This window comes from Streptomyces regalis (genome assembly GCF_001509475.1).
In the GTDB taxonomy this organism is placed as follows: Bacteria; Actinomycetota; Actinomycetes; order Streptomycetales; family Streptomycetaceae; genus Streptomyces; species Streptomyces regalis.
Genome location: NZ_LLZG01000375.1, coordinates 88,505 through 107,396 on the forward strand (window position 1 = coordinate 88,505; position 18,892 = coordinate 107,396).

An 18,892-nucleotide genomic window follows, 5' to 3' on the forward strand; every position below is an offset into this window, starting at 1 on the left:
GGTGTCCTCGTGGATTCGGGCAGGGGTGTGGCCGTACGACGGTGGACCGGGCGGTGTCAGCTCAGGGCGGGCGCGTCGATCACGGCGAGGGTGCCGCCCAGGTAGGCCGCCCGGGAGGCGTGGCGCTGGATCTTGCCGCTGGACGTCTTGGGGATGGTGCCCGGCCGGACCAGGACGACGTCACGCACCGACAGGCCGTGGGCCTCGCCGATCGCACTGCGGACGACGTCGGTGATCTTCTCCGCCTCGCCTGCCGCGTCGGGAGCGATCTCGGCGACGAGGACGGCCTGTTCGCCGATCGCGCCCGCGCCCGCATCCGACCCGGCTCCCGCGTCTGCCCCGTCGCCGCGTCCCCCGTCGCCGTCTCCCCCGTCGACGGAGAACGCGGCGGTGCAGCCGGGGCGCAGGGCCGGGTGGGACATCTCGGCGGTCAGTTCCAGGTCCTGCGGGTAGTGGTTGCGTCCGTCGATGACGATGAGGTCCTTGAGGCGGCCGGTGACGAACAGCTCGCCGTCGCGCAGGAATCCGAGGTCGCCGGTGCGCAGGAAGCGGCCTTCGTGGCCGGTCAGGATGGCGCGGAAGGTCTCTCGGGTGGCGAGGACGTTGCGCCAGTAGCCCTTGGCGACGCTCGCGCCGCGCACCCAGATCTCGCCGATCTCGCCCTCGGGCAGTTCCTCACGCTGTTCGGGGTCGGCGATGGTGACGGTGACGTCGGGGCCGGGGCGTCCGGAGCTGACGGCCGCCGCGTCGGCCTGTCCGGCGTGCGGGCCCGTTTCAGAGGCCCGGAGCAGCGTGGGCGGGGTGGTGACCGTGCTGCCGGTGACCATCAAGGTGGCCTCGGCCAGGCCGTAGCAGGGGTAGAGGGCCTCGCGGCGGAAGCCGGCCGGGGCGAAGGTCTCGGTGAAGCGTCGCAGGGTGGCGGCCCGGACCGGTTCGGCGCCGTTGAAGGCGACCTTCCAGCTGCTGAGGTCGAGGTCGTCGAGGGGTTCGGGGCCGGTGTGCTTGAGGCAGAGCTCGTAGGCGAAGTTGGGGCCGCCGCTCGTGTGCGGGCGGTAGCGGTCGATCGCGGTCAGCCAGCGTCGGGGCTGCTGGAGGAAGTGCAGCGGGGAGAAGAGGGTGGCGGTCACGCCCAGGTAGACCGTGTTGAGGACGGGACCTATGAGACCCATGTCGTGGTAGACGGGCAGCCAGCTGACGAACATCTCGTGCCCGTACTCCGCGATGGTGTCCGGCGTGTGGCCCATGCGCTCGGTGATGACCCGCTCGTTGTCCAGCAGGTTCCCGTGGGTGACCATGACGCCGCGCGGGGCGGAGGTGGAGCCGGAGGTGTACTGGAGGAAGGCGACCGAGTCGGCGGTGAGGTCCGGCTCGCGCCAGGAGGCGGCCGCCTCGTCGGGGATGTCCTCGGTGACGACGAGGGTGACGTCGGCCAGGTCGGGCAGGTGCTCCACCATGCCGGACAGGGCCGTGATCACCTCGCGGCCGCCCAGGATCACCTTGGCGTCGGCATCGGCGATGAGCCGCTTCATCCGGGTCAGGGCACGGTGGTTCTGCGCACGGCCTTGCGGTGGGACACCCGGTACGGCGACGACGCCGGCCGCGAGGCAGCCGAGGTAGCCGCAGATGAACTCCGGGCCGGGCGGGTAGAGCAGCATGGCGCGGCTGCCGGCGAGTCCGCGCTCCTGCAGCCAGGCCGCGACGGACCGGGCCCGTTCGGCGAGACGGCCGTACGAGATCTCCTGGATCTCGCCGTCGCAGTCGCCGGTGACGAGGTACCGGTAGGCAGTTCGGTCGGGATGATGCGCGGCGTGCGTGGTCAGCAGATCGACCAGGGAACGAACCATGTGGCGAGTCTCACCTGTCTGGATCGGTGGGCGAGGAACTGGAGTTCGAGGGGCGCGGGATGACAACGCGCAGACGCCTCGGTCGACCCGGCCCCCTTGCCAGGCCTTCCGTCTCGACGACCCGCCGAGGAGTTGTGGCGCTGGTCCGCCTACTCCTCGCGCCCCCGTTCAGCTTGCTACCGGCGAGTAGCACCATAGCAACTCCGTTCGGTCCGACGGGCCGAACGAAAGTAAACCCTATGTGTCCAACAGGTGGTTGAATCAGTGACGGCCGTACACCGGTCCGCCACCGCGTCCGGCGCACACGAAAGCCCGGACACCTCCACTTCCCCGGTGTCCGGGCCCTGCGGGAGGGCTTGCCCTACGCGCGGGTGGTCAGCCGCCGTTCAGCCGCCCGCGCAGCAGCGACTTGCCCAGTTCGGCGCCGGCCTCCTCCGGCGTTCTCGTTCCTGGGCTCGCCGAGTACCCGCCGTCCGAACGGGCACACACACCACCCGCCGGAGGCGGGCATCCACACCAACTCCCCCATGTTGTACGGCAATTCAGACAGTCGACGCAGAAGCGATCAGAGCTCCGGCACTTTCGAAGCGAAGTGGCAATCGACCGTGCGAGATCGATCGATGACGGTGTGTACTGTGCTCCGAGCGCCTCGCCGCAAGCCCTCGGAACCAGCCCTGCCCGACTGCCCCCGAACCGACTTCCTGGGAACCGACTCGATGATCCAAATACCGGACCTGGCGACCGGCGGTCTCGCCGTCGGCATGCTGTCCGCGCTCGCCCTGGGCGGCGGGCTGCTGCGCGCACAGCGGCAACAGGCCAAGCAGCGTGCCGAGATCGCCGCGTTACGCCGCCAACTCGACGGCGCGCTCCAGGCGTTCACGGCCGAGGTCGAGCATCTGGCGGCGCGGCGCGTGCCGGCCGCCGCCCGGCAGCTGACGCATCCCCATGTCGCCGTGCCGGGTCCGCTGCATCCGCAGACGGCAAGGGCGCCGCTGGGCCTCGCGCTGGAGCACGTCCTGGCCGGTCTGCACACCGAGCTCGCCGCGCAGCGCACCCGGATCGACGCCGCCGCACAGGCCGGGATGCGCGGGGCGACGCGCGAGATCCAGGCGGGCCTGTACCGACTGCAGGACGCGTTGCGCGGGCTTCAACAGAAGTACGACGACCCGGAGTTGACGCAGACGCTGTTCCAACTGGACCACGAGAACGAGCAGTCGCTGCGGCGTGCGCAGGTCGCCGCCGTGGTGTGCGGGGCCTGGGTCGGGCTGGCCCGCGAGGAGTCGCACCTGGTGGACGCGGTGACCGGCGGTCAGGCCCGGCTCGCGGGCTACCACCGGGTCCGGGTCCACAACCACCTGGCGGCGGGGACCGCACTCGTGTCGCACGCGGTGGAACCGGTGGCGATCATCGTCGCCGAACTCCTCGACAACGCCCTGCGGCACTCCGCGCCGGACACGGATGTCGTGGTCAACCTGGAGCATGTGCATCACGGCGCATGCGTCACGGTCGACGACGCGGGTCTGGGCATGACCCAGGACGAACGTGCCCGCGCGCAGCGGTTGGTGGCGGGTTCCGAGCCGATTCTCCTCACCGAGCTCGGCGATCCGCCGCGCATGGGGCTCGCCGCGATCGGGCAGCTCACCCGGCAGTTCGATCTGAGCGTGGACGTGTCGTCGCCGTCGCCGTACGGCGGGGTGCGGGCGGTGCTGCGGGTCGACAGCCGTCTGCTCAGCCGTATCGACCCCGACGAGCGACCGCCTGCGGCGAGCGCGCCGCGCTCCACACGCACGGCCTCCCGGGACGAGGCGTCCCTCGACTCGCGGGTCGCGGCGTCCGACGGCTCCCGGGGTGAGGCGTCCAGCCCCTCGCACGGATACGGGGCCGAGCACGACGACGACGCCTCCGGCGCCGCATCCGGGCATCACGCCCCACGAGACGCCGGAGGTCTGCCGCAGCGCCGGCGCCGCGCGAAGGTGGCCGGCGCGGCGAGTGACGTGCCCGCGCCGCGGCCTGCGGTACGCCGCCCGGAGCAGGCCGCCGCCGCGCTGGGTGCGCTGCAGGCCGGTACCGCCGCCGCGCGGTCCGCGGCCGACGAGCCCACCGGCGACGCCTCCACCGCCGTACCCGAAACAGCGGGGGCCGCGCCGCAGCGGATCGAACCCGCGGCGAACGACACCGATCAGACCGACCATGAAGGGGGAACGGCTCGATGACCAGCCGCGATACGGGAGACACGGCGTGGGTGCTCGAACCGATCCTGCAGGTGCCGCATGTGGTGGCCGCCGTGCTGCTCACACGGGACGGAATGGTGACCGGGTACACGGACGCCCTCACGCGGCCCTCGGCCGAGCGGGTGGCCGCGATCACCAGCACCGTGCAGGGAGCTTGCCGTACCGCGGCAGCCGCGTTCGCCGACCGGGATCGTGCCGAGGTGCGGCAGATCGTCATCGAGTCGGACCACGGATACGTACTGATCGTGCCGACGGACCACGGCACATGCGTGGCCGCGTACGGGGACGAGGAGGTGCGCCTGGATCTGCTCGCGCACCGGGTGCACTCGCAGGTGGCCCGGCTGGGCGAGAAGGCGATGGCCGCCGCGCCCCGAGGTGCCGACGGCGGCGCTCCGGCATGACCGGCCGCCGTGGCGGCCGCCCCCTGGTTCCCGCATATCTGTCGACCGGCGGCGTGGCCCGGCCCAGCCGCCCCCACCTGGAGCGGCTGTCGGTGCTCACCGGCGCCGGCACACCCGCCCCGGCCGACCTGCCCGCCGCCCAACTCGCCCTGCTGGACGCCCTGGACAAGGGTTCGCTGACGGTGGTGGAGGCCGCGGCGCTGCTGCGGTTGCCGGTGTCCGCGGTGCGCGTCCTGGCGGCCGAACTCATCGACCGGGACCTGGTGCTGGCCCGTGCGCCGATCCCGCCCGCCGGACGCTTCGCCCCCGACCTGCTGAAGAGAGTGGCCGATGGCCTTCGCGCCCTCAAGCACAACTAGCCGCACCGCCGAGGCAGTTGGTGTGACCCCTGATGCGGCCGACACCATCCATCTGCCCGACACCGCCCTCGACCTGGTCAAGATCCTGGTCGCCGGCCCCTTCGGCGTGGGCAAGACGACCCTGATCGACTCGGTCTCCGAGATCCGGCCCCTGCACACCGAGGAGCCGCTCAGCGAGGCGTCCGCGCAGGTGGACGATCTCGCCGGGGTCCGGGACAAGTCGACGACCACCGTCGCCGTCGACTTCGGCCGGATCAGCCTGCCGGGCGGGGTCGTGCTGTATCTGTTCGGCACGCCCGGGCAGGAGCGGTTCCGGGCGCTGTGGGACGACATCGCCTACGGCGCGCTGGGCGCCCTGGTGCTGGTCGACAGCCGTCGGATCGACGCGTCGTTCGACGTGCTGGGGCTGGTGGAGGAGTCGGGGCTGCCGTATGCCGTCGCCTTCAACGCCTTTCCGGACGCGCCGCGCCACTACACCGAGGATCAGCTGCGCGCCGCCCTGGACCTGGACGCGGGCACGCCGATGGTGACGTGTGACGCGCGCGATGCCGACTCGTCCGTCGACGCGCTGCTCGCGCTGGTCCAGCACCTGATCGACCGTCACGCTCCGGAGGACCGGTGACCACCCACTCCCCCGACCGGCAGGCCTTCTCCCGCTCGGCGCCCGTGCGCCTGTGGGAGGACGGCTTCGCGCTGGATCCGTACCGCTACTACGAGGCCCTGCGTGCCCAGGGCCCGCTCGGCTGGGCCGAGTTGGCGCCGGGCGTGCCGGCGTACGTCGTCACCGACCGGCGGGCGGCGCTGGATCTGCTGCACGACACGGACACGTTCTCGCACGACCCGCGGCCGTGGGAGTCCACGGTCGCCGACGACTCGCCGATCCTGGGCATGATGCGCTGGCGGCCCAACACGCTGTTCGCCGACGGCGCCGCCCATGTCCGGTACCGCACCTCGCTGATCGACACCTTCGACCGGATCGAGCCGCACGATCTGCGGGCGCGGGTGCACCGGGCGGTGCGGGTTCTGGTGGGCCGGATCGGGCCGAAGGGCGAGGCCGATCTGGTGGGCGAGTTCGCGCGGCCGCTGATGGCGCTGGTGTTCAACAACCTCTTCGGGCTGCCGGACAGTCAGAGCGACCGGCTCGACGGGGCGTTGGGCAAGATGATGGAGGGCGGCGCCGAAGCGGCGGAGGGCGAGGCGGAGTTCGGCGGCTACGTACTGGAGCTGATCGCGGCCAAGGCCGAGCGGCGCGGCGACGACCTGCCGAGCTGGCTGCTGGACCATCCGGCCGAGCTGACGCCCGAGGAGGTCACCTGGCAGGTGTTCCTCACGCTCGGCGCCGGGCACGAGCCGACGGCCAACCTGGTGTCGAACGCGCTGTCCCGCATCCTCGGCAACCCGCTGTACTACTCCACGCTCACCAGCGGTTCCCGCCCCGTGATGGACGCGGTGGTGGAGGTGCTCCACCACGAGACACCGCTGGCGAACTACGGCATCCACTACGCCCGCAGCCCGGTGTCCTTCCACGGCACGTGGATCAGAGCCGCGGTGCCGGTGGTCGTCTCCTACGGGGCGCTGGCGCACTTCGCGGAGCGGGAGATCACCGGCGGCCGCCACCCCAAGGACGCCTCGCACCTGTCCTGGTCGGCGGGCCCGCACGCCTGCCCGGTCCGCCAGCACACGCTGCTCATCGCCACCGAGGCGATCGAACGGCTCACCCAGTGGCTTCCCGACCTGGAACCGGCCCTGCCCCGCGAGCGCCTGACGTGGCGGCCCGGCCCCTTCCACCGCTCCCTGACCTCCCTGCCCGTCCGGTTCAGCCCCCGCTCCCCCGACCAGCCAGGAGTTCCGTCGTGACCGTGTCCGACCGCATCGACCGCATCGCCATCGACCCGTTCGGTGCCGACATCCCCGGCGAGAGCGCCCGGCTGCGCGCCCTCGGCCCGATCGTGCCCGTGGAGCTGCCCGGCGGCATCCCCGCATGGGCACCCACCGGCTACGACACCCTCAAGGAGCTCATCCTCGACCCGCAGGTCAGCAAGGATCCCCGACAACACTGGAGGCTGTGGCCCGAGATCGCCGAACACCCCTCCTGGGGCTGGATCCTGGGCTGGGTCGGCGTGGTCAACATGCTCTCCACGTACGGCGCCGACCACACGCGGCTGCGCAAGCTCGTCGCGCCGAGCTTCACGCAGCGGCGTACGGAGATGATGCGGCCGCGGGTGGAGGCGATCACCACGCAGCTGCTCGACGCGCTCGATACGCCCGTTCCGCTCGGCGAGGGCGGCGCGGTGGTGGATCTGAAGGCCGGGTTCGCCCATCCCCTCCCCATGCGGATGATCTGCGAACTGTTCGGTGTGCCCGAGGAGTTGCGGGAGGACACCGCAAAGCTGATCGCGGCCATCATGGACACCTCCGACCCCAGCCCGGAGCACGCCGCGTTCGTGCAGCAGCAGATCGGTTCGGTGCTGGGGGCGTTGATCGCCCACCGCAGCGAGTACCCCGGGGACGATCTGACGACCGAGCTGATCCGGGTGCGCGACGAGGACGGAGACCGGCTCAGCGACGAGGAGTTGCTGTACACGCTGCTGCTGGTGATCGGTGCCGGTTTCGAGACGACGGTCAATCTCATCGGCAACGCGGTGGTCGCCCTGCTGACCCACCCCGAGCAGCTGGCCGCCGTACGGTCCGGGGAGATCGGCTGGGACGCGGTGATCGACGAGACGTTGCGGGTGCACCCGTCGATCGCGTCACTCCCCCTGCGGTTCGCCGTCAGCGACATCAAGGTCGGGGACGTGACCATCGCGGCCGGGGACGCGATCATCACGACGTACGCCGCCGCGGGGCTGGATCCCGTGCGCTACGGGCCGGACGCGGACAGCTTCGACGCGGCGCGTGGGGCGGACGACCATCTGGCGTTCGGGATCGGAGTGCACCGGTGCGTCGGCGCTCCGCTCGCTCGCGTGGAGGCTCTGACGGCGTTGCCCGCCCTCTTCGACCGCTTCCCGGACCTGCAGCTGGCCGTCGGGGAGGACGAGTTGCGTCAGGTGCCGTCGTTCATCGCGTTCGGCTGGCAGGAGATTCCGGTGCGGTTGCGAGCCTGAACGGCCGGAAGCGGGGACGCGACCGGTCCCCCGTTCCGGTCGTGCCCCCGCGGTGAGTCGAACCTACGTCTACGCGGGGGGATTGGGTATCGCGTCGGTGCCCGCTGCGGCGCCTTCCGGACTCACCTGTGCACAGGTGAGTCCGGAAGGCCCGGTTTCGCCCCGTGCAGGGCGGGCTGTTCCAGGTCGCCCAGGGCGAGATGGGCCAGGACGACCTCGTACAGGTCGCTGCCGCCGGCGAGGAGTTGCCGCTCGAGGACGGGTTCCGCGCTGCGGACGTGCTCGCGGACGGTCTGGGCGTGGACGCCGAGGGTCTGTGCTGCGCGTTCGGCGTTGCCGCCTTCGGCGATCCAACTGCGCAGGGAGCGGCGCAGGTCCCGGGTGTCCTGGTCCAGGCGTGCGAGGAGTTCCTGCGCCCAGGTGCGCATGGCGGGCCCGGACAGCAGGTCGTACAGCGAGGCGCGGGCCGCCTCCGTGGTGCCGGGGTCGGCCGGTGCGTCCGCCAGGCTGACCTGGCTGTTGAGCGCCAGGTGGACCACGGCGCGGGCGGTCAGGTCGGTGAAGTCCGTGCGCAGGAGGGCTTCGACGCGTTCCATGCGGGCGCGGACGGTGTTGCGGCTGACGCCCAGGACCTTGGCCGCGTTCACGGCGGTGAACTCCAGGCCCAGCCGGGTGGTGGCAAGCAGTTCGGCGCGGGTGTGGTGCGGCAGGGTGTCGAGCGGGTGCAGCAGGCGGGCCGTCCAGCCGCGCAGTGCCGCCGGGTCGGTCAGTCGCTCGGGGTGGGTGCGTTCGGCGTAGACCGCGGCCTTGTCCGGGCGGAAGTGCGCGACGGCGAGGGCGCTGACGGCCTGCCCGTACGCGGTGGCGGTGCGGGCCAGGCTCTGCCGGGCGCTGCCACCGATGAAGGTGCGGGGGCGTGGGCCGATCAGCGCGCGCAGTTCCTGGGCCTCGGCCTCGCCGGGCGTCACGACGATCACATGCTCGTCCACCGCCGGGCAGAGCACGACCAGCGCCCGTTCGCCCGTCGCGCCGATGCACTCCTCGGCCAGCCGGTCGCGCTCCTCGGCGGTGCCCTCGACGACGTAGACGCAGGCGGTGTCGGTGTCGAGCAGGCCGGGCCACAGTCCCGCGGCCACCCGGCGTGCGGAGACGGTGTCCTCCACCATCAGCAACTGCAGGATCGCCAGGCGCAGATCGGACGTCGCCCGCTCCAGCCGGCGTCCGGCGGCCGTCATCTCGCTCGCCTTGAGCAGGAGTTCGATCACCTGGACGGTGTGGGTGACGATGTCGGAGGCACGCCGGTCGAAGGGCGTCTCGCGCGACACCGCGAGCACGCCGGCCGACGACCGGTTCGGGTGCACCACCCGGACCAGGCGCAGGTGGCGGCCCTGACCCTCCCAGGCGGCGGAGGCGATACGGCCGGCGGTGACGGCCGCGACGAGGTGCTCGTCCAGAGTCGCCCGCGTGCCGCCGAGGAGCGTTCCGGTGTCGTCCTGCAGCGAGGCGGTGCCCTGCACGGCGTCGGCGAGCCAGGCGACGACCCGTGGGACGTCCTGCCCGGTCGGCCGCAGGTGGTCCAGCAACTCCTGCGCCCACGCCGAGGCGTCGACGGCCCTCACCCCCGCCTGACGGATCCCGTCCTCTCTGCCAGCCACGTCGGCTTTCACCTCGTCTGCACTTCATTCACTACGTACCGGTCGGGACGTTACCTCACCGGCGGTACGCCGACGTTCGCATGAGGGACGGGGTTCCCAGGATCGCGACGGTCATCCCCCGAGTCAGGGCGTCGAAGCCGCGGGGCGGGCTGGTACGGCCCCGAGTTCAGCACCCCCGACGCGACCGAGCCGATCGCGGCGATCGACCTGCCGTCCGTCATCTCGTACGCCACGAGCAAGGGCATCGTCGACTTCCTCCACGTCAACCGCCTCGCGCTGACCGACGCGGACTCACTCTTCGGCCTCTACAAGAGCTGGGGCGCCGCGGGCATCAAGCTCGGCTTCATCAACGACGGCACGCAGACGATGACCGACCGGATCACCGACTGGGCCAAGGCGGCCGCCAAGTACCGGCTGCTGATCGACATGCACGACGACGTCGGCGACCGTCTACGCCGACGGCACCCCCGGCACCAACCCGTACCGGACCCCGGTCGTGGTCAGCACCCAGACCGTCACCTCTGAGACCACGCTGAGCGTGGCCATGGCCTCGGCGGGCGGCCAGGCCGTCATCCTGAAGCCGAGCTGACCCTCGCCACTCCCGCTCCGTGGGAAGAAAACGTTTACCAAGTACCTGGAGAGTACTTTTCTCCTCGGCGGACTCACAAGAGCGAGCCGTTGCAGTAACGTCGGAGCCGTGACGGACGAGAAAGAAGGGCGCCCCAACGCCCCGGGAGCGAAGAGGGCGAAGCGGAAGGCAGGACCGACCGACAGGCCGAGCACCATCCGCGACGTCGCCGCGGAGGCCGGTGTCTCCGTAGCAACCGTTTCCCGGACCCTGGCGGGCAACTACCCGGTGGCCGCGGAAACCAGGCAGCGGGTCATGGCCGCCGTCGACTCCCTCCACTACGTCGTGAACGTCCACGCCAAGGCGCTCTCCGGACGTGTCGCCGGCCCCATCGCCCTCGTCATGCACGACATCACCGGCCCGTCCCTCGCCCACGTGGCAGCGGGAGTGGAGCAGGAGGCCGGCAGCCGGGGCCGCCTCAGCCTGGTCTGCTCCACCAAGGGCGACACGGAGCGGGAGGACGACCTCGTCCAGCTCATGCGGGAACAGCACGCGGCGGCGGTCGTCCTCGTCGGCAGCACCGTGACGGACGACGCCTACCACCGCCGTATGGCCGGCTACGCCAAGGCGCTGGACTCCGCGGGCTCCCGGCTGGTGCTGTGCGGCCGGCCGCCCCTGCCCAAGGGCGTGCCGGCCACGGTCGTGGACTACGACAACCGCGGCGGCGCGTTCCAGGCCACCGCGCACCTGCTGACGGCCGGCCACCGGCGCGTCCTCTTCCTCGGCGGCGGCCGCGGCTTCAGCAGCGCGGAGGAGCGGCACCTCGGCTACCAAGACGCCCTGCGCGCCCACGGCATGCCGTACGCCGAGGAGCTGGACACCACCGGGGACTACACCCGCAAGTCGGGCTACCTGCGCACGCGGGAAGCGCTGCGCGCGGGAGTGGAGTTCACGGCGGTCTTCGCAGGGTCCGACGTGGTCGGACTGGGCGCACTGGCCGCCCTGCGCGAGGCCGGCCTGCGAGTGCCGCACGATGTCTCCCTGGTCGGCTTCGACGACGTCCCGTTCGCCGCCGACCTGACCCCGGCCCTCACCACGGTCCGCGTCCCGTACGAGGAGCTGGGCCGCACCGCCGTACGCCTCGCCCTGGACCGAGAGGTGGGTTTCGCGTCCGACAACCACGTCGTGCTGGGCACGCAGCTCGTGATCCGGGATTCGGTGCGTACGGCAAGCTAGAGCGCAGCTGCGAGGTACGTTCCGGTCGGCTGCGCTCTCCGGGCGTGACTGTCCCTGCCTGCGCTGCTGCCGGGCGTCCAGGGCATAGGCTCGGCGAATGGCGAAGTACTTCGACGTGCACCCCGACAACCCTCAGCCGCGCACCATCTCCCAGGTCGCCGACAGCGTCCGTGCCGGTGCGCTCATCGCGTATCCGACGGACTCCTGCTACGCGCTGGGCTGCCGACTGGGCAGCCGTGACGGCATCGACCGGATCCGGACCATTCGCAGGCTGGACGACCGGCACCATTTCACCCTCGTCTGCCAGGACTTCGCGCAGCTCGGCCAGTTCGTGCTGGTCGACAAGGACGTGTTCCGCGCGATCAAGGCGTCGACGCCAGGGAGCTACACCTTCATCCTGCCCGCGACGAAGGAGGTACCGCGCATGCTCCAGCATCCGAAGAAGAAGACGGTCGGTGTGCGCATCCCCGCCCACGTCGTCACCCAGGCGCTGCTCGCCGAGCTCGGGGAGCCGCTGCTGTCCAGCACGCTGCTGCTGCCCGACGAGGAAGAGCCGATGACGCAGGGCTGGGAGATCAAGGACCGGCTGGACCATGTGCTGGACGCGGTGGTCGACTCCGGGGACTGCGGCACCGAGCCGACGACGGTGATCGACTTCTCGGGCGGCGAGGCCGAGATCGTACGCAAGGGAGCGGGCGACACCTCCCGGTTCGAGTGAGATGGGCCGAGGCGAGGGGTGGTCACGACGCTCTCGGGCCTGCGTGCCACGATGACCTCGACCCGGCCCCTCCCACGGGCCGGCCCTCGCCGACGCCCCCCACGCAGAGAGGCACGTCCGAGCCATGACCGCCGTACAGGGAACCGCCGTCGACATCCCCACCGAGGACGGCACCGCCGACGCCTATCTGGCCCATCCCGCTGACGGGGAACCCCGTCCGGCGGTCCTGCTCTACATGGACGCCTTCGGTCTGCGGCCCCGGCTCAGGCAGATGGCGGACCGCCTCGCCGAGGCCGGGTACACGGTGCTGGTGCCCAACGTGTTCTACCGTCACGGGCGCGCGCCCGTGGTCGAGTTGCCGGAGTTCATCGATCCCGGGGCCCGGCCGGAGATCTTCGAGAACATCATGCCGGTCATGCGGGCGCTGACCCCCGAACGCGCGATGCGGGACGCCGACGCCTATCTGCGCCGGCTGGCCGACTCCCCCGTGGCGGCCGACGGCCCGGTGGCGCTGACCGGCTACTGCATGGGCGCGCGGCTGTCCCTGCTCACCGCAGGCACGTACCCGGACCGGGTCGCGGCGGCGGCAGGGTTCCACGGCGGACGCCTGGCGACGGACACGCCGGACAGCCCGCACCTGGTGGCCGAGCACATCACCGCCGAGCTGTACTTCGGCCATGCGGACCAGGACCCGTCCCTGCCCGTCGAGCAGATCGAGCGCCTCGAGACCGCGCTCACCGAGGCCGGGGTCCGGCACCGGTGCGAGGTCTACCCCGGTGCAGGGCACGGGTTCACGCAGGCCGACACCTCCGCGTACAACGCCGAGGCGGACGAACGGCACTGGTCGGCGCTGCTCGACCTGCTGAAGCGGACGTTCTGATCCGTTCCACGCTCAAGTGGCGCTGCAGAGAGCGCACTTGATGTCCCACGGGCGCCTGACGATGCGGCGGCAAGCCTCCTCTGTGGCCCGAGCACGGCGGGGCCACGAAGACGCGCTCAGTCGGCGGCGGCTCCGAACCACTGGGGCAGCCGGCTGAGCAGGTCCTGCTGGTTTTCACCGACCCACGCCACGTGACCGTCCGGGCGCAGCAGTACCGCGGGCAGGTCCAGTTCCTCGCTGACGTCGACGACGTGGTCGACCCGATCCGCCCAGCCCGACACAGAGAGCCGGCCGGTCTGGTCGAGCAGCAGGCCGCGTCCGCCGTGCATCAGCTCGTAGAGGCGACCGCGCTTCAGCGGGACGTCCCGCAGGCGCCGGCCCAGCAGTTCATGGCCGTCGCCGAAGTCGTAGCGGACCCCGATCGCGGTGATCTTCTCGATGAGGTAGCGGTTCACGTCCTCGAAGTCCATCAGCTGCGACAGCAGCCGACGCAGTGCCTGCGGGCCCGGCTCGGTGGACAGCAGCTCCATCTGCGCGCGGGTGTTGTCCAGCACGTCGGCGGCCACCGGGTGCCGTTCGGTGTGGTAGCTGTCCAGCAGCCCCTCCGGTGCCCAGCCGCCCACCTCGGCGGCCAGTTTCCAACCGAGGTTGAACGCGTCCTGGATGCCGAGGTTGAGCCCCTGCCCGCCCGTCGGCGGGTGGATGTGCGCCGCGTCGCCGGCCAGCAGCACCCGGCCGACCCGGTAGCGCTCGGCCAGCCGGGTGGCGTCGCCGAAGCGGGAGAGCCAGCGCGGTGAGTGCACGCCGAAGTCGGTGCCGGCGACCGCCCGGAGCTGTTTCCTGAACTCCTCTAGGGTCGGCGTGACCGAGCGGTCCTCGGTCACCCCCTCGGCGGGCACGACGACGCGGTACACCCCGTCCCCCATGGGTCCGAGGCCGAACCGCTTCTGGGTCTTGCGGACTTCGGCCACCACGGAGGTCACCGTCTCCGGCGGCACGCCCACCTCCATCGCGCCCAGCAGCGTCTCGACCTTGGTGGGTTCACCGCGGAAGCCGACACCGAGCAGCTTGCGCACCGTGCTGCGGCCGCCGTCGCAGCCGACGAGGTAGCGCGAGCGCAGCCGAGTTCCGTCGGCCAGCTCGGCGGTCACCCCGTCCTCGTCCTGGTTCAGCCCGACCAGCTCGCAGCCGCGCCGGACCTCGGCACCGAGCTCCACGGCGCGCTCGGCCAGCAGGCGATCGGTGGTGGTCTGCGGGATGCCGAGGACGTAGCCGTGTGCGGTGTCCACCCGGTCGGGCCACGGCATGTCGATGGCGGCGAAGAAACCGCCGACCCTGTACTCCTTGCCGTGCGCGAGGAAGCGCTCCAGCAGTCCGCGCTGGTCCATCACCTCGATGCTGCGCACGTGCAGGCCGAGCGCGCGGACGAACGTGGCCGGCTCCGCCTCCTTCTCCAGCACGAGCACGTGCACGCCGTGCAGCCTCAGCTCACCAGCCAGCATCAAGCCGGTCGGGCCGCCGCCGACCACGATCACGTCGATCATGTGAACCCCCATTTGACGGTGTTGAATCCCGGCCCGCCGCACAGCGAGTGCCACCGGCGGCTCGAAGTCCCCGCGTGACCCGTACGTCGGCAACAGCGCACGTACTTCGCGCATCCCTGTTTCCGCAGGTTGTGGCTGCGGCCGACGATTCTGCGGCACGACCCGGGCCTTGCCGCAAGGCCCCCGGTGCGCTATATGTTGAGAGTGGCAAGGAGTGGGTGAACTCCTTGCCTTTGTTCTTGTCGGCCTCGCCGGCCCTCACGCTCTCGCCGGTACCGGCCGCCGTACCAGGTAGACGGCCGCGGTCGAGACGAGGACGGCCATGCAGGCGACACCGAGATGCCCGCGTAGGCCACCACGAACAGCGTCGAGATCATCGCCGCGCGCCGGTCCGCCAAAGACGCCTCGGCCACCGCGGCCAGCGCCCCGCGAAACGCCGGCCCGGCGAGGAGTCCGGCGCTGCCCAGCGGCAGCGATCGCCCCATCCCGCCCCTGCCGACGGCCAGTTGCCCGGCGATCGAGGCGAAAAAGGCCGGCGCCACGACGAGCCCGCTCACGGCGTGGTTGTCCACGTCGACTCCGAACAACGCGAACCCCACGAACGAGGCGATCGCCGCGGGCCCGAACACCGCCCGCACCGGCGCCGGCAGACCGGGTCGCTGCGGCCGTACGGTGCTCAGCGGCAACCGCTCGCGTACCGTCTCCGGGAGTCGCAGCAGGACGGCGGCCGAGCCGGCCGCCAGGGCGAGGTGCACGACGAACGGCCACGTACGCCGTGGCCACCCCGGTGAACAGACCTGCGGACAGTCCCGACAACAGCCGCCCCGCATAGAGCCGCCGACGGTAACCCTGTACGCCGCCCCGCCCCGGCCCGGCACGGGGACGAACTGTGGCTCACCGGTCCGGGTCTTCCGCTCGTGCTGCCCGGTGTGCGGCCACGCCCATGACGGCCACGGAGGCCAGGACGATACCGGCACCGACGTAGAGCGGCGCCGTGTAGCCGAGGCCCGCGGTGATGGCCAGGCCCCCGAGCCAGGCGCCGAGGGCGTTGCCGAGATTGGACGCGGACACGTTGGCGCCGGCGGCGAGCGCCGCCCCGTGGGCGTAGTCGGTGACGCGAGTGATCAGGCCGGGCACGCCGGCGAATCCGAAGAGCCCCATCAGGAACACCAGGATCACCGACGCGATGGCGTTGTCGGCCAGCAGACCGAACACGGCCAGGGTGATGGTGAGTCCGAGCAGGGCGAGGACCAGGGAGCGGTCACGGTCGCGGTCGGCCGCTCGCCCGCCGATCAGGTTCCCGACGACCAGGCCGACGCCGTACACCATCAGCAACCAGGAGACATCCGCCGGCGAGAATCCGCCGACCTCGGTGAAGGTGTAGGCGATGTAGCTGAACGCGCCGAACATGCCGCCATAGCTCAACGCGGTGGCCGTCAGCGTCAGCCAGACCTGCCAGGACCGCAACGCGCGGAACTGGGCCCGCAAGTCACTGGGCGGTGGCGGGCCTGAGCGGCTCGTCGTCGCTGTCGGCGGCTGTGCTTGGCCCGCCCGGCCGGGGACGAGGGTGGCGATTGCGGCCAACGCCAGTACGCCGATCGCGGTGATCGCCCAGAAGGCCGCCCTCCAGCCCCACCGCTCACCGACCCACGCGCCGAACGGAACGCCCAGCACGTTCGCGAGCGTCAGGCCGGCGAACATGACCGCCACCGCGCGGGACTTCTTCTCCGGCGCGACCAGGCTGCGAGCGACCAGCGAACCGATACCGAAGAACGAGCCGTGGCACAACGCCGCGACGATCCGGCCGAGCAGCATCACCGGATAGCTCGGTGCGACGGCGGACAGCAGGTTGCCGATGACGAACAGCGCCACCAGGCCGACCAGGACCGGCTTGCGGGGCAGTCGCGCCGTCGCCGCGGTCAGCACGATCGCGCCGATCGCGACACTCAGCGCGTATCCGGAGATCAGCCGGCCCGCTGCCGCCTCGGACACCGCGAAACTCGACGCCACCTGCGGCAGCAGTCCGGCGATCAGGAACTCGGTCAGGCCGATGCCGAACCCGCCCAGTGCCAGCGCGAACAGCCCGCTCGGCATCCGTCGCCGTTCGACGGGGCGCTCGGGTAAGAGGAAGTCCGTCCTGCCGACCCCGAATTCACTCATGTCCCCACCCTCACCCCCGTCGGCGGATCCGCCCATGGACAAAGATCGACGACGCTTGGACGAACGTGAGGGCGACCGGGCGTAGCTCCCGCCCAGGGCCCGTCAGTCGGGCACGTGGTCGGGCCTTGCCGCCAGTCCCCGGCGCAGGCACTCGGCGAGGCGGGCGGCGATGCCGCCGTCCGGGTCGAGGCGGGGGTTGAAGATCGTGACGTCGAACCCTACGGCTCCCGGGTCACTCAGCGCCGTACGCAGCACGCCCTCCAGTTCCTCCCAGGTCAGCCCGCCCGGTTGGCGGTAGTCGACGGCCGGCATGATCGCGTCGTCCAGGACGTCGACGTCGAGGTGGACCCAGAACCCTGCCCCGGTGGCGGTGCCGGCGGTGAGTCGCTCGACCGCCTGGCGCGCTGCCGTGGTGGCGCCGGTCGCACGCACGCCGTCGAGGTCGATCGCGTACAGGTGGGGTGGGAGCGGCTGCATCCCGGCCTCGGCCGACTCGGCGGCGTCGCGAAAACCGAAGGCGACGACGTCCTCGTCCCGCAGCAGACGTCCGCGGCCTTCGAGGTCGGTGAGCAGCCGCGGGCCGCGGCCCGTGGCCAGGGCGAGTTCCATCGAGGCCGCCTCGCCCGTCGGCTCCGCCGAGGGCTGGTAGAAGTCGGTGTGGCCGTCGAGGAACAGCAGTCCATGGCGTCCGCGGCGGCGCAGGGCGAGGAGGTTGCCGAGCAGGATGCTGCAGTCTCCGCCGAGGACGACGGGAAATCGCCCGGCGTCCAGGACGCCGCCGACCACGTCGGCCAGCCGAACGGAGTACTCCGCGATGCCATGGGGGTTGAGGATCCCGGTGTCGGTGTCCCGCGTCGGGTCGTACGCCGGTGGTTCGACCCGGCCCGCCCGTACCGCACCGAGCCCGTCCAGCAGGCCGGCGTCGAGCAGAGCTTGCGGCAGGTCCTGGACGCCGGAGGGCCGCAGCCCCAGCACGGACGGTGCCTCGATGATCGCCGGTCTCCGCATGTCCCGACCCTTCGGCTACTGGACCACGCCTCACACCCACCATCTGTGCCACATTCCGAGACCCGGCACCACTGGGGACTCGGCACCCAGGCAGTGGCAGCCGTTCCCGGGCCCGGCCCTCGCCTGGCCGAATCTCGCCGCTATGTGACCGAAGTTGACTCATGGTGATGCAGAGTTCAACGGCTACCGGCGGTAAAGCCTTGCTTTGCGCACCCCTTGCCCCGTACACCTTGCCTTTCACAACCAGCCATAACTCTGGGGGGAGTTGGCGCATGCAAGGCACGGTTGACGGGTTCCGCTATGGTGCGGTGACCCCGGTGGCGGCCTATCTGATGGCCTGCCTGGGAGGGGCCTTAGGACTTCGGTGCATTGTCCGGTCCCTGCTCAACGAGCAGTCGTGGAAGCCGGGCTGGCTGGCGCTCGGCGCCGCGTCGATCGGCTGCGGCATCTGGACGATGCACTTCATCGCCATGATCGGCTTCGAGGTGGAGGAGACCCGGATCCGTTACGACGCGGGCCTCACCGTCCTCAGCCTCGCCGTGGCGATCGTCGTCGTCGGCATCGGCGTGTTCATCGTGGGCTACCTGGGTGCGGGCAGGGGGGCACTGACCGGCGCGGGCGTCATCACGGGGCTCGGCGTGGCCGCCATGCACTATCTGGGCATGGCCGCGATGCGTCTGGACGGCAGCATCCAGTACGACGCGTTCACCGTGGGGCTCTCCGTTCTGATCGCGATCGTCGCCGCGACCGCGGCGCTCTGGGCGGCCGTCACCATCCGCGGTTTCCTGACCAGCCTCGGGGCCAGCCTGGTCATGGGCGTGGCCGTCTCCGGGATGCACTACACGGGCATGGCCGCCGTCAGTGTTCATCTGCACGACACGACCGACGCGTCGTGGGCCGGTGACTCGCCCAGCTCGCTGCTGCTGCCGATGCTCCTGGGGCCGCTCATCTTCCTCGTGCTGGCCGGAGTGGTGGTGATGTTCGACCCGCTCCTGGTCCTCGGCGAGGGTGAGCGGGGCCGGACCGGCGCGGCCCGGCGAATCGGGGCGAGCAGCGCAGCCGAGCACCAGCCCGGCGCCGACGCCGCGCTCACTGCCACTGCCGCTGCTGCTGCCGACGGCCCGCAGCCCCGCGGGAGTCGGGAGCCGTACGCGCACAAATGGTGACTCGGAGGGGCAGGGGTG

Annotated in this window: 15 protein-coding genes and 3 pseudogenes; 12 read left to right on the top strand and 6 right to left on the bottom strand. The window is 71.5% G+C overall.

Annotated elements, in window-relative coordinates; translation table 11 throughout:
* Positions 1-56: 56 nt before the first annotated feature.
* Positions 57-1,844 (bottom strand): fatty acyl-AMP ligase, encoded by a 1,788-nt coding sequence (locus ADL12_RS36640; protein ID WP_062710766.1) that lies wholly within the window; start codon positions 1,842-1,844, stop codon positions 57-59.
* Positions 1,845-2,560: 716 nt separating this feature from the next.
* Here ADL12_RS36640 and ADL12_RS36645 point away from each other — a divergent pair.
* The 6 genes from ADL12_RS36645 to ADL12_RS36670 are packed head-to-tail and all read left to right on the top strand — an operon-like array spanning position 2,561 to position 7,939.
* Positions 2,561-4,057 carry an ATP-binding protein gene (locus ADL12_RS36645; protein WP_062710769.1) on the top strand — a complete coding sequence of 499 codons (1,497 nt, stop codon included), beginning with the start codon at positions 2,561-2,563 and terminating at the stop codon, positions 4,055-4,057.
* Entirely contained in the window at positions 4,054-4,476 is a 423-nt protein-coding gene (locus ADL12_RS36650; protein WP_062710778.1) for a roadblock/LC7 domain-containing protein, read from the top strand. The genes ADL12_RS36645 and ADL12_RS36650 overlap by 4 nt, the downstream gene beginning before the upstream one ends.
* The gene (locus tag ADL12_RS36655) at positions 4,473-4,835 is read left to right on the top strand and encodes a DUF742 domain-containing protein (RefSeq protein WP_062710781.1); all 363 of its coding nucleotides are present in this window, start codon (positions 4,473-4,475) and stop codon (positions 4,833-4,835) included. The genes ADL12_RS36650 and ADL12_RS36655 overlap by 4 nt, the downstream gene beginning before the upstream one ends.
* A complete protein-coding gene (locus tag ADL12_RS36660; protein ID WP_062710784.1) occupies positions 4,807-5,457 on the top strand; it encodes a GTP-binding protein in 651 nt (216 codons plus the stop codon). Before ADL12_RS36655 ends, ADL12_RS36660 begins: the two co-directional genes overlap by 29 nt.
* Positions 5,454-6,692 (top strand): cytochrome P450 family protein, encoded by a 1,239-nt coding sequence (locus ADL12_RS36665; protein WP_062710787.1) that lies wholly within the window; start codon positions 5,454-5,456, stop codon positions 6,690-6,692. Before ADL12_RS36660 ends, ADL12_RS36665 begins: the two co-directional genes overlap by 4 nt.
* Positions 6,689-7,939, top strand: coding sequence for a cytochrome P450 family protein (locus tag ADL12_RS36670; RefSeq protein ID WP_062710791.1), 1,251 nt, complete (start codon positions 6,689-6,691; stop codon positions 7,937-7,939). The genes ADL12_RS36665 and ADL12_RS36670 overlap by 4 nt, the downstream gene beginning before the upstream one ends.
* Before the next feature lie 122 nt (positions 7,940-8,061).
* On the opposite strand, the gene ADL12_RS36675 is transcribed toward ADL12_RS36670, so the two are convergent.
* Complete coding sequence (locus ADL12_RS36675) at positions 8,062-9,594, bottom strand: helix-turn-helix domain-containing protein (protein WP_062710923.1); 1,533 nt, start codon at positions 9,592-9,594, stop codon at positions 8,062-8,064.
* A 156-nt stretch (positions 9,595-9,750) separates the two neighbouring features.
* On the opposite strand from ADL12_RS36675, the pseudogene ADL12_RS51500 reads away from it, so the two are divergent.
* From ADL12_RS51500 to ADL12_RS36700, 5 genes and pseudogenes are all read left to right on the top strand, one after another.
* Positions 9,751-10,119 (top strand): annotated as a pseudogene (locus ADL12_RS51500) (glycoside hydrolase family 97 catalytic domain-containing protein); the annotation flags it as partial.
* Positions 10,088-10,183, top strand: a pseudogene (locus ADL12_RS57140) (hypothetical protein); the annotation flags it as partial. The pseudogenes ADL12_RS51500 and ADL12_RS57140, both read left to right, overlap by 32 nt.
* 108 nt (positions 10,184-10,291) lie before the next feature.
* Complete coding sequence (locus ADL12_RS36690; RefSeq protein ID WP_079052468.1) at positions 10,292-11,398, top strand: LacI family DNA-binding transcriptional regulator; 1,107 nt, start codon at positions 10,292-10,294, stop codon at positions 11,396-11,398.
* A 97-nt stretch (positions 11,399-11,495) separates the two neighbouring features.
* A complete protein-coding gene (locus tag ADL12_RS36695) occupies positions 11,496-12,116 on the top strand; it encodes an L-threonylcarbamoyladenylate synthase (protein ID WP_062710800.1) in 621 nt (206 codons plus the stop codon).
* Positions 12,117-12,240: 124 nt separating this feature from the next.
* A complete protein-coding gene (locus ADL12_RS36700; protein WP_062710803.1) occupies positions 12,241-12,996 on the top strand; it encodes a dienelactone hydrolase family protein in 756 nt (251 codons plus the stop codon).
* A gap of 116 nt (positions 12,997-13,112) precedes the next feature.
* Here ADL12_RS36700 and rox read toward each other — a convergent pair whose 3' ends face one another.
* The 4 genes and pseudogenes from rox to ADL12_RS36720 form a co-directional block, all read right to left on the bottom strand.
* Positions 13,113-14,540, bottom strand: a complete 1,428-nt coding sequence (gene rox, locus ADL12_RS36705; protein WP_062710805.1) for a rifampin monooxygenase — start codon at positions 14,538-14,540, stop codon at positions 13,113-13,115.
* A gap of 258 nt (positions 14,541-14,798) precedes the next feature.
* A pseudogene (locus tag ADL12_RS36710) lies at positions 14,799-15,374 on the bottom strand (MFS transporter); the annotation flags it as partial.
* Between the two features lie 60 nt (positions 15,375-15,434).
* Positions 15,435-16,634 (bottom strand): MFS transporter, encoded by a 1,200-nt coding sequence (locus ADL12_RS36715; RefSeq protein ID WP_062710929.1) that lies wholly within the window; start codon positions 16,632-16,634, stop codon positions 15,435-15,437.
* Positions 16,635-16,802: 168 nt separating this feature from the next.
* Complete coding sequence (locus ADL12_RS36720; RefSeq protein ID WP_062710811.1) at positions 16,803-17,708, bottom strand: arginase family protein; 906 nt, start codon at positions 17,706-17,708, stop codon at positions 16,803-16,805.
* Positions 17,709-17,980: 272 nt separating this feature from the next.
* On the opposite strand from ADL12_RS36720, the gene ADL12_RS36725 reads away from it, so the two are divergent.
* Entirely contained in the window at positions 17,981-18,874 is an 894-nt protein-coding gene (locus tag ADL12_RS36725; RefSeq protein ID WP_079052469.1) for an MHYT domain-containing protein, read from the top strand.
* Positions 18,875-18,892 lie beyond the last annotated feature (18 nt).